12 protein-coding genes are annotated in these 16,947 nt (G+C 64.8%); 10 read left to right on the top strand and 2 right to left on the bottom strand.

Features of this window, described 5'->3' with window-relative positions:
• Positions 1-18 precede the first annotated feature (18 nt).
• The 7 genes from AC5RU9_RS11470 (at position 19) to AC5RU9_RS11440 (ending at position 10,840) form a co-directional block, all read left to right on the top strand.
• Positions 19-1,998, top strand: a complete 1,980-nt coding sequence (locus tag AC5RU9_RS11470) for a serine/threonine-protein kinase (RefSeq protein ID WP_494016542.1) — start codon at positions 19-21, stop codon at positions 1,996-1,998.
• A 92-nt stretch (positions 1,999-2,090) separates the two neighbouring features.
• Positions 2,091-2,648, top strand: coding sequence for an SRPBCC family protein (locus AC5RU9_RS11465; protein ID WP_494016541.1), 558 nt, complete (start codon positions 2,091-2,093; stop codon positions 2,646-2,648).
• Positions 2,649-2,774: 126 nt separating this feature from the next.
• The gene (locus tag AC5RU9_RS11460) at positions 2,775-3,395 is read left to right on the top strand and encodes a hypothetical protein (protein ID WP_494016540.1); all 621 of its coding nucleotides are present in this window, start codon (positions 2,775-2,777) and stop codon (positions 3,393-3,395) included.
• Between the two features lie 104 nt (positions 3,396-3,499).
• On the top strand, positions 3,500-4,237 hold the full coding sequence (locus AC5RU9_RS11455; RefSeq protein ID WP_494016539.1) for a YcnI family copper-binding membrane protein: 738 nt from the start codon (positions 3,500-3,502) through the stop codon (positions 4,235-4,237).
• 105 nt (positions 4,238-4,342) lie between these two features.
• Positions 4,343-4,987, top strand: a complete 645-nt coding sequence (locus tag AC5RU9_RS11450; RefSeq protein ID WP_494016538.1) for a DUF4232 domain-containing protein — start codon at positions 4,343-4,345, stop codon at positions 4,985-4,987.
• A gap of 56 nt (positions 4,988-5,043) precedes the next feature.
• Positions 5,044-10,017 carry an Lhr family helicase gene (locus tag AC5RU9_RS11445; RefSeq protein WP_494016537.1) on the top strand — a complete coding sequence of 1,658 codons (4,974 nt, stop codon included), beginning with the start codon at positions 5,044-5,046 and terminating at the stop codon, positions 10,015-10,017.
• On the top strand, positions 10,010-10,840 hold the full coding sequence (locus AC5RU9_RS11440) for a DNA-formamidopyrimidine glycosylase family protein (RefSeq protein WP_494016536.1): 831 nt from the start codon (positions 10,010-10,012) through the stop codon (positions 10,838-10,840). Before AC5RU9_RS11445 ends, AC5RU9_RS11440 begins: the two co-directional genes overlap by 8 nt.
• A gap of 205 nt (positions 10,841-11,045) precedes the next feature.
• Here the strand turns inward: AC5RU9_RS11440 and AC5RU9_RS11435 are convergent, their stop codons facing one another.
• Complete coding sequence (locus AC5RU9_RS11435; RefSeq protein ID WP_494016535.1) at positions 11,046-12,308, bottom strand: ricin-type beta-trefoil lectin domain protein; 1,263 nt, start codon at positions 12,306-12,308, stop codon at positions 11,046-11,048.
• Positions 12,309-12,642: 334 nt separating this feature from the next.
• Here AC5RU9_RS11435 and AC5RU9_RS11430 point away from each other — a divergent pair, with 334 nt between their 5' ends.
• The 3 genes from AC5RU9_RS11430 to AC5RU9_RS11420 are packed head-to-tail and all read left to right on the top strand — an operon-like array spanning position 12,643 to position 16,289.
• Positions 12,643-14,538: a glycosyltransferase family 2 protein gene (locus AC5RU9_RS11430; protein ID WP_494016534.1), complete on the top strand. Its 1,896-nt coding sequence runs from the start codon at positions 12,643-12,645 to the stop codon at positions 14,536-14,538.
• A gap of 52 nt (positions 14,539-14,590) precedes the next feature.
• Complete coding sequence (locus tag AC5RU9_RS11425; protein ID WP_494016533.1) at positions 14,591-15,028, top strand: STAS domain-containing protein; 438 nt, start codon at positions 14,591-14,593, stop codon at positions 15,026-15,028.
• Position 15,029: 1 nt separating this feature from the next.
• Positions 15,030-16,289 (top strand): glycoside hydrolase family 26 protein, encoded by a 1,260-nt coding sequence (locus tag AC5RU9_RS11420; protein WP_494016532.1) that lies wholly within the window; start codon positions 15,030-15,032, stop codon positions 16,287-16,289.
• Here AC5RU9_RS11420 and yczE read toward each other — a convergent pair.
• Positions 16,286-16,930: a membrane protein YczE gene (yczE, locus tag AC5RU9_RS11415; protein ID WP_494016531.1), complete on the bottom strand. Its 645-nt coding sequence runs from the start codon at positions 16,928-16,930 to the stop codon at positions 16,286-16,288. The genes AC5RU9_RS11420 and yczE overlap by 4 nt on opposite strands.
• Positions 16,931-16,947 lie beyond the last annotated feature (17 nt).

Genomic DNA, 16,947 nt, shown 5'->3' with positions numbered 1-16,947 from the left:
GAGGGTACGGACATGCAGATGGCACAAACTGGTCAGGCGTTGGGAGCCTCCTACCGCTTCGGCGAGCGGGTGGGCTCCGGCGCGGTGGGCGAGGTCTGGACGGTCACCTCCACGGACGGGCGGACCTTGGCAGCCAAGGTGCTGCGCCCCGAGCACGCCGATGACCCGTCCCTGGTGGAGCGGTTCGTCCGCGAGCGATCGGTGTTGCTCGGCCTTCAGGACTCACACATCGTCACGGTCCGCGACATGGTGGTTGAAGGTGAACGGCTTGCCATCGTCATGGACTACGTCGCTGGCGGCTCGCTGCGCGACGTAGTCAAGGACGCCGGACCGCTGCCTCCCCAAGACGCCGTGAACGTCGCAGCCGAGATCTTCGATGCCCTGGCATTTGCCCACTCACGAGGTGTGACGCACCGGGATATCAAGCCTGACAATGTGCTTCTCACCAAGCCGTGGTCCGAGTGCGGGTCCGGGGATGTGCGGGTTTCCGACTTCGGCATATCCGACGTCGTGGGCGAGAAGATCCGTCAAACGACGGGCCTGATCGGCACACCCCAGTACATGCCTCCCGAACTCATTAGCCAAGGCCGTTCCGGTCCTCTTGGCGATGTCTACTCCGCTGGCGTTCTGCTCTACGAACTCCTTGCGGGCCGGACTCCATTCGCCGGTCCTGGTACGGACTTCAGCGTGGCGTACCGTCACGTCTCATCGCGGCCGCCCCGGATTCCGGTGGAGGATGCCTTGTGGGGCGCCCTTGAGAGGTTGCTGGCCAAGGATCCCGAGCAGCGCCCAACCGCCCACGAGGCCGCTGCGACCCTCCGACGCCTGGCGCCGCGCCTTAGCGGAATCAAACCGATCCCCCGCGGGGAGGCACCCGAGGAATTCGACGACGTCGAACGCCACGCCACGGTGGTGCGTGGGGCATTTACCGATGACGATCTTGAAGCCTTGGCAACTGCGCCTCCCTCCAGCCTCGATGCCGCACCCCCGGAACTCGGCCAAGCGGGCAATGCGACCATCGTCCGGTCCATGCCCCGTCGTGACGAGGTGCCGTCCACCGCCGTCGAACGGTCCGAGGCCCCTGACGCGACTCCTTTCTGGCGGACCCGCAAAGCGCTGCTTCTTGCAGGTGGCGCAGTCCTTTTGATCGTGGCGATGGTGGCTGGTTTCTTCCTCCTATCCCCCACAGCCCAGCAGGCAGCACCTGCGGTTCAAGGCCAACAGCTCTCCGCTCAGCTGCAGGACCCGGCGCTGCCGACCGGCCTCACCATTTCACGAAGCGCCACGTATGAACCGTCCTCCGGGCAGGTCCGTTTGACGGTGTCCTACTCGGCGCAGAAAGCACCTCTGTCCGGTGAATTCCTTGAGGTCATCCCGGGGCTGGCAGAGGGAGATACCTGCCCGGCTGCCACGTGGGATGGTGCTGCCGCGAGCCGGAACCAGGCCTCCATCAGCGGCGTGGACGTTGAGTGCGGGTGGAAGCTTTCGGGCGTGGAGATCCCCGCAGGCGGGTCCATCCAGGCAACCGTCAAGGTACCGGTGGCACCCGCGGACCAAAAGTCACTCGATGCGTGGCTGCGCTCAGGCTCCGAGGCAACCAAAGCCGCAACCCAGGACCCGGCAGTCAAGGGAACGGCCTACCCCGTACAACGCCTGAAGGGCGTGGAGGTGCGTACGCCTGCCCGGGTTGTGACGCCCAGCCCCCTGAAGATCACTTTGGTTCCTGTGTGGGCGGGCGGTGCCGACGAGTTGAACCCGCTCTACGTCAGCCCCTCGTCGGGCAAACCGTCACAAATGCTCGCCGCCGTGACGGGAGGCGAGAAGGGTCTGCGATTCGCCGATGGTTGCGGCGGGGCGTTGGCAGTAGACAGTTCGGGGCTCACCGTCACGGCCCTGCAGATCACGCCCCAGTGCACCGTGCGGGCCAGCGTTGGAAACTTCACTGAACTCCAGTCCGCGCCATTCGGCATCACGTCGCGGGAGAACGCCGGGGACTAGCTTGCGACGCCGAGGGGTTGGCTTTCGCGACTTTCAAGCACCTTAATGCCACGGGATCCAACCCCTCGGTACCATGGGAAGTGGAGGCAACCATGGCCAAGTCACCGCAACGAACAAGCAAAAGCACTGACTACGAGTTCGTCACAGTCTGGCGGGTGGCGGGAACCCGCGAGGAAGTAGTTGACGTCCTCGGCAACGCAGCGACGCTCAAACAATGGTGGCCCGCTGTCTACCTCACGGTGACGCCGTTGATTCCGGGGGGACCCGACGGCGTTGGAGCCTCGTTCGATCTCCACACCAAGGGCTGGCTCCCCTACACGCTGCGTTGGCGGCTCACTGTTACCGAACCAGTCACGATCGACGGCTTCGCCCTCACCGCCGCGGGAGACCTCAATGGCACCGGCCGCTGGACCTTCGAGACCGACGGACCGGAAGTTGTCATCACCTACGACTGGCGGGTCAGCACAGCCAAGCCGCTTCTTCGACGGCTCAGTTGGCTCCTCAAACCGGCGTTCTCGGCGAACCATCACTGGGCCATGGCGCGCGGCGAAGAGAGCCTGAAACTGGAGCTCCGCCGTCGTCGTTCCGGCCAGGCCAGGGACATACCCGAACCTCCCAAACCCACTTTTGTTAGGCGCGCGAGGGGTTAGCTCCCGGCGCGGTTGTCCACATAGCTACCCATCCGAGGCCGGACCCGTTCCGAACTCCCGATAGAATCAAGACGCTGATCAACCAGCAACACAAGAGACGCCGACACAAGAGTTAGGGGTGGACCCGTGCGCATATCGCAGGCCCGGGCGCCCTTTCATGCTTTGCGGTCTGCCAGCGTCTCGCTGGTCATTGTTCTCCTGGCAGCTGGAGCGCACGTCGCAGGTGGCGGAGAGCTTCCCACGGCCCCGGTCCTGATCGCGCTTATGGCACTGACAGCGTTGGCCAGCACGTTGGCCACCCGCTTCAAGCTCAACGTCGTCACCCTGGTCACGCTTTTGGGCGCGGGCCAAATCGCACTCCACGAGGCATTCACCGCCCTTGGACCGATCGTGGCCGCAGCACCCGGAACCAGCCACCACCTGGGCGCGGAAACCCCGCCCCCAGCCTTGGACATTGCTTCAGCCCATGTCCATGAACTCAGCGGCACGTTTGGTGCCCTGATGCTGATGGCACACGCTATTGCCGTCGTAGGCTCTGCTGTTCTGCTGGCCAAGGGCGAGGACGCGCTCTGGCAGCTGGCCTCCTGGCTGCGGCCGCTGCTCGCCCTGCCCACTTTGGTGTTCAGGCCCGACGCCGGAGCGTCACCAACCGCCGTCGGCGCACTTAACGTCTTCATCCCCCGCCCTTGGCGGAACCTCAGGCAAGACAGCCGACGCGGGCCGCCCGCCGTCGTCGTACTTTCCTAGTTCCGCCCGGCACCAACGCTGCAATGCGTGCACAAGCCTTGCATGGTGACGGGCTCCATACCCGTACCCCCGCGCCGTAATCAGCGCACCCGAAAGGCATTCCCATGAAGACGTCCTCGATCCGTCGTACCCTGTCCGCAACCGCCGTAGCCGGTGGAACCGCCGCCCTGATGATGGCCGGCCTGGCGGGAGCATCCGCACACGTTTCGGCCGATCCGAACAAGACCGCAGCCAACTCGTATGCGCTGGTGACGTTCGGTATTCCGCACGGTTGTGACACCTCGCCCACCACCAAGGTGACCATCAACCTGCCTCAGGAATTGACCGACGCCCAGCCGACGGTCAACCCCAACTGGACGGTCGAAAAGGTCAGCGAAACCCTCGCCGAACCCAAGAAGCTGGACGACGGTACCACCATCACCAAACGCACAAGCCAGATCGTGTACACGGCCAAGACCCCGCTGGACCCGCACCTGCGTGACGCTCTGGTCCTCTCAGTGAAATTGCCGGATGCAGCAGGCAAGACGATCTATTTCCCCACCCTCCAAACCTGTGAGCAGGGTCAAACTGACTGGTCCGAAATTGCCAAGGAGGGCCAGGATGAGCACGATCTCAAAGCACCGGCCCCCTCTGTCACCATCACTGCCGCTGACGCAGCGGGAGACCACCACGCCGCAACCGCCGTCTCCACCGAGCAAGCATCGGTGGTGACCGACGACGGTTCCCAGGCCCGCAGCTGGGCGGGCCTGATCGCAGGCATCGCCGGACTTGGCCTGGGCGGCGCTGCCTTCTTCCGCAGCCGTTCAGCCAAGCCGGCTGTGGCCCGGGCAGGCACCAAGTAACAACACCGCGGATTGGCGTCCGGAAGATCACGATCCGGGCGCCAATCCGTGCTCTTGGCCGTGGCTGAATTGACTCATGTCGCGGCCAAAGCAAGGCTGGTGCCCATGTGGACTCAGCGCATCAAAACCGGACTTGTGACGACGACGGCAGCAGCCTCATTGCTGCTCCTTGCGGCCTGTGGGCCCAGCCCCAGCCCTGCGGGATCCAGCAGCGCCCCGCCCACCAGCACGACACCGTCGGCGTCGGCGTCGGCTTCGTCCACGCCCTCCCAAACGGCCACGATGACGCCGTCGCCCTCTGCGACAGCCACGTCCGCCGCACCCGCAGCCCCCGCGCTGTGCAAGGCAGCATCGCTGACGGCAGCAACCGACGCAACGGGCGGCGGAGCAGCAGGCAGTGTCTACGAAAAGCTGATCCTGACGAACTCCGGCACGGCCGCTTGCGTCCTGGAAGGTTTTGCAGGTGTTTCGCTGACTGCGGACGCCACCGGTGAACCGATCGGCGAGCCGGCAACGCGCGAAACCACCACACCCGTTACCAAGATCGAGCTGGCGCCGGGCAAGTCTGCCTGGGCTCAAATCCGCTACACGCAGGCCGGAAACTACGGCGACTGCGCGCGTGTTTCCGCAGCAGGATTCCGAATTTACCCGCCGAATGACACGGCTTCGCTGTTTGTTGCCGAACCCCACGATGCGTGCAGCAATGCCGGGATCAAGCTCCTGACCGTCACTGCCTTCCAGGCCGTCTAACCGTCTCCCCCACGGCTGCGGCTAATTCTGTCGGAGCCGTGGGGCATGATGGAGGAATGCAGGAGCCGCAGGCGTCGGAGGGCGCCATCAGCCGTTTCAGCCAGGCAACCAGGGAATGGTTCCTAGGCGCCTTTTCCGAGCCCACGCCCGCGCAGGATGGCGCTTGGAATGCGATCTCCTCCGGCTCCCATGCCCTTGTGGTGGCGCCTACGGGCTCCGGCAAGACCCTCGCCGCCTTCCTCTGGGCGTTGGACCGTCTGCATGCCACTCCAACGGATACGCTGCCCGGACTCGAAACGGTTCCCGCCAACGGCAAAGGCCGGGCCAAGCGCCCCAAAACCAAGACCCGCGTCCTCTACATCTCACCGCTCAAGGCCTTGGGCGTGGACGTGGAGCGCAACCTCCGCGCACCGCTGATCGGCATCACCCAAACCGCCAAGAGGCTGGGCCTACCGGCACCGCTGGTGACTCTCGGGGTCCGCTCCGGAGATACAACGGCGGCAGATCGCCGAACGCTGCTGACCAACCCGCCGGACATCCTTATCACCACTCCGGAATCCCTCTTCCTCATGCTGACGTCCCGGGCCAGGGAAACGCTCAGCGAAGTGGACACCATCATCATTGACGAGGTTCACGCTGTAGCCGGCACCAAGCGGGGTGCACACTTGGCGGTATCGCTTGAACGGCTGGATGCGCTCCTGCCCAAGCCCGCACAGCGCATTGGCCTCTCCGCGACGGTCCAACCCCGCGAGTTGGTGGCACAGTTCCTGGCGGGCCAGGCGCCCGTGGAGATCGTCGCACCTCCGTCCAAGAAAAACTGGAACCTGACAGTCACTGTGCCTGTCGAGGACATGTCGGACCTCCAGGGTGCCGCAGGGGCGTTCGACTCGGGTCCGGCCTCGGGTTTGCAACCACAGGCCTCCATCTGGCCGCACGTGGAGGAACAGATCGTGGATCTGGTCCTGTCCAAGCAGTCCACCATTGTGTTTGCCAATTCCCGCAGGCTGTCGGAGCGGCTAACGGCCCGGCTGAACGAGATCTATGCCGAACGCCAGCTCATGGCAGTGGGAGGCGGAGCGTGGGCAGCACCGGATGACAACCCAGGAGTGCCGGCATCCACAGCGACCCCAGCGCACATGATGGCGCAGGCAGGCAGTACCACCGGCGCGGACCCCGTCCTGGCCAGGGCACACCACGGCTCGGTGTCCAAGGACCAGCGGGCCATGATCGAGGACGACCTCAAATCCGGGAGGCTGCGCTGCGTTGTGGCCACGTCGTCGCTGGAACTTGGCATCGACATGGGGGCCGTGGACCTGGTCATCCAGGTTGAGTCACCCCCCTCGGTGGCCAGTGGCCTCCAGCGTGTCGGCCGCGCCGGACACCAGGTAGGCGAAATTTCCGAGGGCGTGCTATTCCCCAAGCACCGCGCCGACCTCCTGCATACCAGCGTCACAGTGGAACGTATGCTCAGTGGCCAGATCGAGCGCTTGAGCATTCCGGCCAACCCGCTCGACATCCTCGCCCAGCAGACTGTTGCCGCCACCGCCCTGGGCAGTATCGACGTGGAGGACTGGTTCAGCACAGTGCGCCGGTCCGCGCCGTTCGCGAGCCTTCCCCGCTCCGCTTTTGAAGCAACATTGGACTTGTTGGCTGGGCGTTATCCCTCGGACGAATTTGCCGAACTCCGGCCGCGCATCATTTGGGACCGTCACGCCGGGACCATTGAGGGACGGCCCGGCGCCCAGCGCCTCGCGGTCACTTCAGGTGGCACCATTCCGGACCGCGGGCTGTTCGGCGTGTACATCATCGGCACCGAGGTTGAAGGGTCATCCTCTCCAAGCAGTTCGGATGGGAGTGAGCCCACCGCTTCGGCCCGTGCTGCGAAGGGCGGACGTCGCGTCGGGGAACTCGACGAAGAGATGGTTTACGAATCCCGGGTGGGCGACGTCTTCGCCCTGGGCGCCACCAGTTGGAAGATCGAGGACATCACCCACGACCGCGTCCTAGTCTCGCCAGCCTTTGGACAGCCCGGCAAGCTGCCCTTTTGGAAGGGCGATTCGCTGGGCCGGCCCGTGGATCTGGGCCGCGCTTTGGGGGCCTTCATACGGGAACTTTCTGCCGCTGACGAAGCACCCGCCATGGAGCGTTGCCAGGCCAGCGGGCTGGATGCCTTCGCTGCCAGCAACCTGCTGCAGTACTTGAGGGAGCAGAAGGAAGCCACGGAGATCGTCCCCAGCGACCGCACGTTGGTGGTGGAACGCTTCCATGACGAACTTGGAGACTGGCGCGTAGTCCTCCACAGCCCGTTCGGGATGCCCGTTCATGCCCCCTGGGCACTCGCCGTGGGCCAGCGCCTGCAGCAGCGTTACGGCCTGGATGGTTCGGCCATGGCAGCGGACGACGGCATTGTGCTGCGCGTCCCCATGATGGAAGACGAGCCGCCCGGCGCTGACCTGTTTCTTTTCGATCCCGAGGAACTCGAGCAGATAGTCACAACTGAAGTGGGAGGCAGCGCCCTGTTCGCTTCCCGGTTCCGGGAATGCGCAGCCCGGGCACTGCTGTTGCCCCGCCAGAACCCCGGCAAACGGCAACCACTCTGGCAGCAGCGCCAGCGCTCTGCCCAGTTGCTGGACGTCGCCAAGAAGTACCCTTCCTTCCCTATCGTGCTCGAAGCAGTCCGCGAGTGCCTGCAGGATGTTTACGATCTGCCCGCGCTCAAAGACATTGCCGCATCGGTGGAGCGCCGCGAGCTCAGGATCGTGGAAACCACCACGCAGCAGCCTTCGCCGTTCGCCAAGTCCCTCCTGTTTGGCTACGTGGCCCAGTTCCTTTACGAGGGCGATTCGCCGCTCGCCGAACGGCGGGCCGCTGCCCTGGCACTGGACTCCACACTCCTCAACGAACTCCTGGGGCGGGTTGAACTCCGTGAACTCCTGGACGCGGCTGTCATTGACCGGACCGAGCTGGAGTTGCAAAGGCTCCTGCCTGACAGGCGGGTTCGTGCCATGGAAGGCGTCGCTGACCTTTTGCGCCTGCTTGGCCCGCTCAGCGTTGAGGAAGTAGCGGAACGGCTGCAAGGACAGGAACAGGCCGAACCCTCCCTGCAACCGGCTCTCGACCAGCCAACGGACCCCGAGGATCCGGACCACATCGAAGAAGTCCCCGCGGCAGCACCACACGGCAGTGTTGCTGACGCCGGCCATCACCTCGCCGCACTCCAGAAAGCAAATCGCGCGCTGAAGGTGACTATTGGCGGCGTCGAACGCTTTGCTGCGGTGGAGGACGCGGCCAGGCTGCGCGACGCTATTGGCGTCCCGTTGCCCATGGGCGTGCCCCTCGCGTTCATTGAGCCGGTCTACGATCCCCTGGGCGACCTCGTTTCACGGTATGCCCGCACCCACGGACCGTTTACTGCAGCCGAGGCTGCCACCAGGCTGGGGCTGGGCGTCGCCGTCGTCAATGGCGCGCTGAAGCGGCTGGCCGGCGATGGGCGCGTGGTGGAAGGCGAGTTCCGTCCGCATGCAGTGGCCGAGCCGCAAACCGCCGAAGCAACGGACCCCGGGCTCATGTCCGTTGACGCCCCTCCCGCCAGTGAATGGTGTGATGCCGAGGTCCTGCGGAAGCTGCGGCGTCGCTCGCTGGCTGCGCTGCGGGCCGAAGTAGAACCTGTGGACACTGCCGCTTATGGGCGGTTCCTTCCCGAGTGGCAAAACGTGACTGCACCGGGCAAATCCCGGAGCCAGGCATTGCGCGGGCTGGACGGAATCATCACAGCCGTGGACCAACTGTCCGGCGTGCCGATCCCGGCATCAGCATGGGAACCGTTGGTACTCGCGAGCCGGGTGGCGGATTACAAGCCGGCCATGCTGGACGAACTGATGGCTGCCGGGGAGCTCCTCTGGTCCGGGGCCGGGTCCCTGCCCGGGAACGACGGCTGGATCAGCCTCCACGTAGCCGACTCCGCGGAGCTGACCCTCAATCCTTCTCCCGACTTCGAACCGGGGGATGCCCAACAGCGGCTCCTTGAGCACTTCAGCGCGGGCGGCGGCTACTTCTTCCGGCAACTGACGGACGTGGCTGGTGGCATGGATACGGTGCTCAGTGATGACGCCGTGGTGACGGCGCTGTGGGACCTCGTTTGGGCGGGTCGGGTCACTGGCGATACTTTCGCCCCCGTCCGTGCCATGATTGCCGGCGGGAAAACAGCCCACCGCCAGGTCGCCAAGGCGCCGAGGGCACGTGCACCGCGCATGAGCAGGCTCGGCCGTTCCCACGGGACAGGGCTGCTGGGATCACCCGGACTCACCGGTGGCCGCTATGGCTCCGTCACGGGTGGTGTTGCACCCGCGCCGCCTTCAGCCGTCGGCCGCTGGTCCGCGTTGCCTGCGCCGGAATTGGACCCCACCATCCACGCCCGGGGCACCGCTGAGCTGCTGCTGGACAGGTACGGCGTCGTAACCCGCGGTTCGGTGATGGCTGAGAACATTCTGGGCGGCTTTGGGCTCATGTATAAGGTCCTTGCACGGCTTGAGGAAGCCGGACGATGCCGGCGCGGGTACTTCATCGAGCATTTGGGGGCTGCCCAGTTCGCCGTCCCCGCAACCGTGGACCGTCTCCGGTCGTTCACGGAGGATGCCCGCATTTCCAAGGCGGAACCGTCCGCGTTGGCACTCGCCGCCACGGACCCGGCCAACCCCTACGGTGCCGCGCTCCCCTGGCCTGCGCTGTCCGTCGACGCCGGGTCCGGCCACCGCCCGGGGCGTAAAGCAGGGGCGCTGGTGGTCATGGTCGACGGCGCGCTGGTCCTTTACGTGGAACGCGGCGGTAAGACGCTACTCACTTTCAGCCAGGATGAGCTTGTGCTGACCGTCGCCGCCCAAGCGTTGGTGGACGTGGTGCGGCGCGGAGCAGTGGACAAGCTCTTCATGGAGAAGGTCAATGGCCACGATCTCCTGGAAACCCCCATCGCGGTTGCACTGGCGGCGGCGGGCGCGTACTCAACTCCGAAGGGACTGCGGATCCGTGCCTGAAGGCGATTCCATTTGGCGGGCCGCGTCACGGTTGAACGAAGCTTTGGCCGGACAAATCATCACAGCGTCGGACTTCCGTGTGCCACGCTTCGCCACCCTCAACTTGTCGGGCTGGACCATGAAGGAAGTGGTCCCCCGGGGCAAGCACCTGCTCATGCGCCTGGTTGGGCCCGCTGACGAGGCGCCCGGTGCCAGCAGGAAGCCCCGGGAACTGACCATCCATTCCCACCTCAAGATGGAGGGCAACTGGATGATCTACCCACCGGGTGGTCGTTGGACCAAGCCCGGGCACACGGCACGGTGCGTCCTGCGCACGGCCGCGGCTGACGCGGTGGGGTTCTCCCTGGGCATCCTGGAAGTGGTGCCGACGGCGGAGGAAGAAAAGATCGTTGGACATCTCGGGCCGGATCTCCTTGGTCCGGACTGGGATGAAGAAGAAGCACTACGCAGGCTTCGGGCCGAACCGGACGTTACGGTGGGTTTCGCCCTGTTGGACCAGAGGAAGCTTGCAGGGATCGGCAACATCTACCGATGTGAAGCATGTTTCCTCTCCGGCATCCACCCGGCACTCCCGATCGGTGAAGTGCCTGACCTGGCCAAGACAGTCAACGACGCCAAACGTCTCCTGGGTGAAAACCTTGGACCTGGCCGCCGGACTACTTTAGGGCCCCGCGCGTTGCGTCCCGGCTACTGGGTCTACGGCAGGGAGCGCCAACCGTGCAGGCGTTGCGGCACCACGGTTCGGCGCGGTCTCTTGGCCGGCCCTGACGGAACCGAGGAACGGGACATCTATTTCTGTCCGCGCTGCCAGCCGGCGCCGTAGCCGGCCCAGCACCAAATACTGTAGCCCGCCCAGCATCAGAAACCGCGGCCCGGCCGGGCACCGTCCCGGCCGGGCTCATCGGTAACCGCCGCGACGGCGGCGCACTTCGTGCAAAGGCCCCGCCGACTACTCCAGGAAGCTCCCCAGCCGCCCCAGCAATAGTCGCCGGACCCGCGCTACGTGCGCGCCGCCGTCGGACGCTTTTCTACACCGTCCGCCACCATTTTTGGTTGGCGGAACCGGCGCAATCCCATAATTGCAGGCGTGCACCATTCGCAGATGACCAGTCCGCGACGTCCACGCATTTGTTGGCCTGTGGGTTCACTAAATCCCCGGCGGAGTTAAGGACGAACTGCTGCGCCGCGCTTCCGTTGCATGCAGTCAGCTGGATCCGGGCGCCGTTGGAGGTGGAGCCCCACGCCACGTCCATGCATTTGCCCAATGCCCGCACGGTCCCGTTGCCCGCAAAAGTCCATTGTTCGGAGGCAGCAGAATCGCAGTCCCACAACTGGAGTTGGGAACCGTCGATGGCCTGGCGTCCGGCGATGTCGATGCATTTCGCCGCATAACCTTGGATCCGGACGCTGGCTGCGGCGGCCGGTGGCGACGGCGCGGCCGCGAGTTCGTAAACGCGCACGTAGTCCACCAACAGGGATTGCGGTAACACTGTCCCTGGGTCCGGCGCTCCGGGCCAATTGCCGCCGACGGCGAGGTTGAGCAGAAGGAAGAAGTTGTGGTCGAAAACCCAGGGCCCTGAAACGCTGGCTTTGGTCTTATGCGAGTACGGAATGCCGTCGATGTACCAGGTGATGGACTCCGGCCCCCAGTCCACGGTGAAGGTGTGGAATCCGTCCCCCAGGGCTTTGCCGTTGGGCAGGGTGTAGCTGGCGTTGACCGAGTTGGCGCCGGAATAGCCTGGGCCGTGGATGCTTCCCCAAATGGTTCCGGGTTCTTTGCCGACGTTCTCCATCACGTCGAGTTCTCCGCTGTTGGGCCAGCCGTCTGTGAAGACGTTGTCGCCCAGCATCCAGAACGCGGGCCACATTCCTTGTCCCTTGGGTAGCTTGAGACGCGCTTCGAAGCGTCCTTGGTTCCGGCTGAACTTCCCCGCAGTCAGGAGCCGGGCGGAGGTGTACTGGCACGTTCCGTAGTGGCAGGTGTAGTTGTCGGGATTCTCGCGGCGTGCCGTGATGGCCATGTTTCCGCGGCCGTCCATGGCAGCGTTCCGCGTACTGCTGGTGTAGTACTGCAGTTCGCCATTGCCCCACCCCGACCCTCCTGTGTCGTGGAGCCATTTGCTGTTGTCCGGGGCGCTTCCGGCGGGCCCGTTGAACTCGTCGCTCCACACCAGCGCACCAGGGGCGGGCATGCCGGCTGACGCCAGCGCCGGAGGCTCAGGAGCGATGAGTGTCGCTATGAGGGTAAATCCGACGATGACCATCACCCAGGGCGTGAGTCTTCGCTTCATGAAGGCAACTCTGACTGCCTTGTTATTCGCCGCGCAAGGCTTTTGGGTGGGACACGCAAAATGTCACTGCGCGGAAATAATCAACGCGAAAGTACTTATCAGTCCCGTAACGGCGACGAAATGTAGGCGGGAGAAAGTGGAAAGAGGAACCATCGACTTGGCCCAACAAGTCCGTGGCTTAGGGAAATTCCGTTCGCAACTGAATTCCTTCCTCTGAGCATCAACGATGCATGCTCCAGGCGCGTCAGCCGTGTCCTCCCAACTTCGCCTGCAGGGCGTAGGGACAGCCTGCCGCGCCTTTGCCTTTTCCCCAGCAGTTACCCGGAGGCTAAACATGGGCATTCACAAGCAGATATTGGTAAGGATCCTTGCGGTCCTCGTGGTTTCGTTTGGATTGATCTACATCAGTTGGCGCTGGTCGGGCACCGTTGCGTGGGACGCGTGGTGGATCTCCCTGCCGCTCGTGGCCGCGGAAACCTACAGCCTGGGCGAGTCGACGCTGTACGCCGTCACCATGTGGAACGCACGACGGCGGCCACCGCCCCCGCCTGCCCTGCCGGGCCGGACCGTGGACGTTTTCATCGCCACCTACAACGAGCCACTTGAGCTTGTCCTCAAGACCGCGATCGCGGCCAGGGACATGGAGTATCCCCACGAAACATGGATCCTGGACGACGGGAACCGCAGCGGGTTCGCGAGCGCAGCCCGGCAGATCGGCGTCGGCTACATTACCCGTGGTCCCGAGTGGGACGGCCGGCAGCGGTTCGCGAAGGCGGGCAATGTCAACAACGCGCTGTCCATGACCACGGGTGAATTCGTGGCCATCCTGGACGCGGACCAAGTCCCGGAACCACGGTTCCTGGACCGGGTCCTCGGCTACTTCGATGCCGAGGAAGTGGCCTTCGTCCAGACCCCGCAACACTTCTGGAATGTTCCGGACCGGGACCCCCTGGGCAGCCAGGCCGAACTGTTCTACGGACCCATCCAGCAGGGCAAGGACGGTTGGGACGCAGCGTTCTTCTGCGGTTCGAATGCTGTCCTGCGCAGGGAAGCCCTCATGGCCTTGGGCCTGACGCGCTACACCCGGACCGCCACCGAGCACACCTGGAGTGCCCTGCGCAGGGGCCGGTCCCGGCTGCAGGACCTCCTCGGGGAGCTGGGCCGTCGTCATCCGGCCGCCATGCCGGTGGTGGAACAGGCCATGGCAGCGGTTACCCGGGCCGAACAACAGCTCCGCAGGGGCGATGTACTGGCGGAGATCACGTTCGAGCTCCGGGTTTCCTTCCATGCGGCCGCTTTGGCTGCCCCGGAGGCCATGGAGGACGTGGTGCCGGAACTCGACGCTGTCCTGGAGTCGGTGGATGTTGCCCACTCCGACCAGGCGTTGGCCATCCACCCGATGGACACCACCACAATCACGGAGGACATGGCTACGGCCATGCACCTTCACGCCATGGGGTGGGGCAGCGTTTACCACCATGAAATCCTGGTCCACGGGTTGGCCCCGGAGGATGTGTCCACCATGTTGTCCCAGCGCCACCGCTGGGCAGCAGGCACCATGCAGGTGTTTTTCAACGACAATCCGCTGTTCCTGAGTGGGCTCACGCTGGCACAGCGCCTCATGTATTTGGGCACCATGACCAGTTACCTGAACGGTTTCGCCGCCCTGAGCTACATTGCGGCGCCGGTGGTTTTCCTGGTGGCCGGCACCTATCCCCTCACGGCGAGTCCGGTGCTGTTCTTCTGCCTGTTCCTGCCGTTCTTCCTTTCATGCCAGCTCTTGTTCCAGGTTGCGGGCAACGGGTCCAAGGGTTTGTGGCGCGGCCAGCAGTGGTCCTTCGCGCTCTTCCCCACCTGGATCGCGGCCACCTGTTCAGGTGCTGCGGCGGTCTTCCTTGGCAGGCACCTGACGTTCTCCGTTACGGCCAAGAGCAAGCAGGCGGCAGGACGCGGTTTCCACCACGTCCGGCTTCAGCTGGTGGCGATGGCCGTGCTGGTGATCTCGTCGGGCATCGGCATAGCCCGCGCAGCCGCTGGCGCGGCACCGCTTTACCCGACGCTCATCACGCTCGCCTGGGTGGCCTTGGACCTTGCCTTGCTCAGCGTGGTCATCGGCGCCGCAAGGTACCGGGGCCCGGGAGTGGAGCAGGTGGATCCCATGCCCACCCCCGATGAGCTCACCAGCATCCTCGGGACAACTGCGCTCACCCCTCCGCCTGCCAGGCGCTGATCACTCACATCCCCCATAACGCCGTTCCAACCCCCAGCCAGGAGCGACCATCATGTCCACACTTTCCCATGCCTCAAACACCACGCCCACGTCCCTGTCATCCTTCGACCTGACCCTCACCGGCGCCTTGGACGCAGCAACCGTCCTTGCCATTCGTCAAGACTCCGCAAAGGCCGCAACTGACGGTCCCGTCCTGGTCCTGCTGGATGTGGCAGCAGTGACAACCGTTGGCGCTTCCGGCGTCGTTGGCCTTCTTGAGGTGTTGCACCTCCTGCGCGCCCGCGGCGGTGACCTACGCCTTTTCGGAAGCTCCGCAGCGTTGGAAACTACCCGCCTCCAGGCTCATCTGGGGCAAGTGGCCCGCATTTATGGCACCCGGGAGGAAGCGGTCGACGGCGGCCAGAGACTCGAGCGCGCACGCCACCAGGCGCCCGGGTTCCGGTGGCCCAACCTCTTCGCCCGACGGCGTCGTACCCTGGGTTGGGGCTGACATGGCCCGCGCAACCGCGGTAGTGCCGCGGCCGCCACGGCAGAAGCCAAGTCCCCCCACTTTCACCGGCCACCCGGACCGCAAACGGAGGCGAGCCAGCCTGGTTGCTCCCCTGCTGGTGACGGCGTTGGCGGCTACCGGGCTGGGTTTCGCTTCCAAGGAGGTGGTTCCCATCGTGCAGGCGTTGTCGTTGTGCAAGGCCGGCGACGCGGCATCGATCATCCCCAAAGATGGCGTGCTCCTCGGGGTGAACCTGGATTGGGACACCGAAACCCTGGCCGAACACCGGGCCAATCTGGGGCACGACCCCGCAGTGGTGGTGCAGTTCTCCGACATTCCCTACGACGACGAAACATGGGCGCACACCACCAATGCCGTCACGCAGGTCCGGGCGACGGGCGGGGTGCTGCTCCTGACACTGGAGCCGCACGGCGGCTTAGCGACCATGAGCGATGAGGTAATCGCCAAGTTGGCCACCGACCTACGTGCCATCAACGATCAGGGGACGCCCGTCGTCGTACGTTTTGCCCATGAGATGAACGGTTCCTGGTATTCCTGGGGCCAGCAGCCGACGCGCTATGTGGAGGTTTTCCGTAAGGTAGCGGCGGCGGTGCACAGCCAGGCGCCGGGCACGTCCATGATGTGGGCGCCGAATTATGGGGGCGGCTATCCGTTCACCGGTGGCCAGTACGCGGCCCGTCCGGGCACCCCGGACTTCGCCGCCCTTGATACTGACCATGACGGCACCCTCACCATGGCCGATGACACGTATGCGCCCTACTATCCGGGGGATGACGCGGTGGACTGGGTGGGAGTCTCGCTGTACCACTGGGGCAACCAGCGCCCTTGGGGAAACAACGACATTGCCGAACCGGGCAAGTTCCTGGCCATGCTCAACGGAACCTACAACGGCACGGCGGGCGACGACAGTTCCGTGCCGGATTTCTACCAGGTGTACGGCGTGGACCACAACCGGCCGGTGGCCATCCCGGAGACCGCCGCGATCTTCACGCCTGCGCGCGGCGGGGCCTCCGAGTTGGACGTCAAGCGTGCTTGGTGGCGCCAGGTCTTTTCCGCCGAAACGCACCAAAAGTATCCGCAGTTGAAGATGATCAATTGGTTCGAGTGGAAGAAGTACGAGATTGAGATCAACGACGACGTCGACTGGCGGAGCGCTGGATCGCCCGCCATCCGTGACGCGCTGACCCAGGACCTGCCGGACTGGTTGCGGTACGGCGAGGATTTGGAGGCGTGCCGCTAGGCGGCGGGAGCGGCTTCCGTGGTGGCTGTTTCCTTGCCTGGATCCGAGCCTCGGGCCGGAAGGGGCTCGGGCACCATGAACCTGGGAAGCAACACTTGGACGATCGGCCCGATGGCCAGGGCGTAGACAACGGTACCCACGCCCACGGAGCCGCCCAGCAGGAGGCCCACAGCCAGGACAGTGACTTCGATGCCGGTGCGGACCAGGCGCACCGACCAGCCGGTGCGACGAACCAGGCCGGTCATCAGGCCGTCTCGGGCACCGGGACCCAAACGTGCTCCGATGTAGCAGGCAGAAGCGATGCCATTCAGGATCACGGCTCCGGCCAGCATGGCGATCTGCCCGCCCAGGTGTGAAACCGCCGGGATGAGCCAGAGTCCCAGGTCAGCGAACAGGCCCACCAAGACGGCGTTGGCAATGGTACCAATCCCGGGCATCTGCCGCAGCGGGATCCACAGGAGGAGAACAATAAAGCTGACTGCGATGACCACCACGCCAATGCTGAAACCGGTCTTGGTGGCCACGCCCTGGTGGAAAACGTCCCAAGGGTCCAAGCCAAGGCCGGCCCGGATGAAAATGGCCAGGGAGATGCCATACAGTGCGAGGCCGATCAGGAGTTGAGTGATTCTTCGGGTCATCATGCAATACATCGTCGCGG

The sequence above is a fragment of the Arthrobacter sp. B0316-5-4 genome (assembly GCF_059090325.1).
Note: the sequence above shows the minus strand (reverse complement) of the source record. Positions and strands in the feature narration are given on the sequence as shown.

Coding starts and splice junctions, on each gene's coding strand:
- AC5RU9_RS11470 (WP_494016542.1), top strand. CDS start 19: ATGGCACAAACTGGTCAGGCGTTGGGAGCCTCCTACCGCTTCGGCGAG.
- AC5RU9_RS11465 (WP_494016541.1), top strand. CDS start 2,091: ATGGCCAAGTCACCGCAACGAACAAGCAAAAGCACTGACTACGAGTTC.
- AC5RU9_RS11455 (WP_494016539.1), top strand. CDS start 3,500: ATGAAGACGTCCTCGATCCGTCGTACCCTGTCCGCAACCGCCGTAGCC.
- AC5RU9_RS11450 (WP_494016538.1), top strand. CDS start 4,343: ATGTGGACTCAGCGCATCAAAACCGGACTTGTGACGACGACGGCAGCA.
- AC5RU9_RS11445 (WP_494016537.1), top strand. CDS start 5,044: ATGCAGGAGCCGCAGGCGTCGGAGGGCGCCATCAGCCGTTTCAGCCAG.
- AC5RU9_RS11435 (WP_494016535.1), bottom strand. CDS start 12,308: ATGAAGCGAAGACTCACGCCCTGGGTGATGGTCATCGTCGGATTTACC.
- AC5RU9_RS11430 (WP_494016534.1), top strand. CDS start 12,643: ATGGGCATTCACAAGCAGATATTGGTAAGGATCCTTGCGGTCCTCGTG.
- AC5RU9_RS11425 (WP_494016533.1), top strand. CDS start 14,591: ATGTCCACACTTTCCCATGCCTCAAACACCACGCCCACGTCCCTGTCA.
- AC5RU9_RS11420 (WP_494016532.1), top strand. CDS start 15,030: ATGGCCCGCGCAACCGCGGTAGTGCCGCGGCCGCCACGGCAGAAGCCA.
- yczE (WP_494016531.1), bottom strand. CDS start 16,930: ATGATGACCCGAAGAATCACTCAACTCCTGATCGGCCTCGCACTGTAT.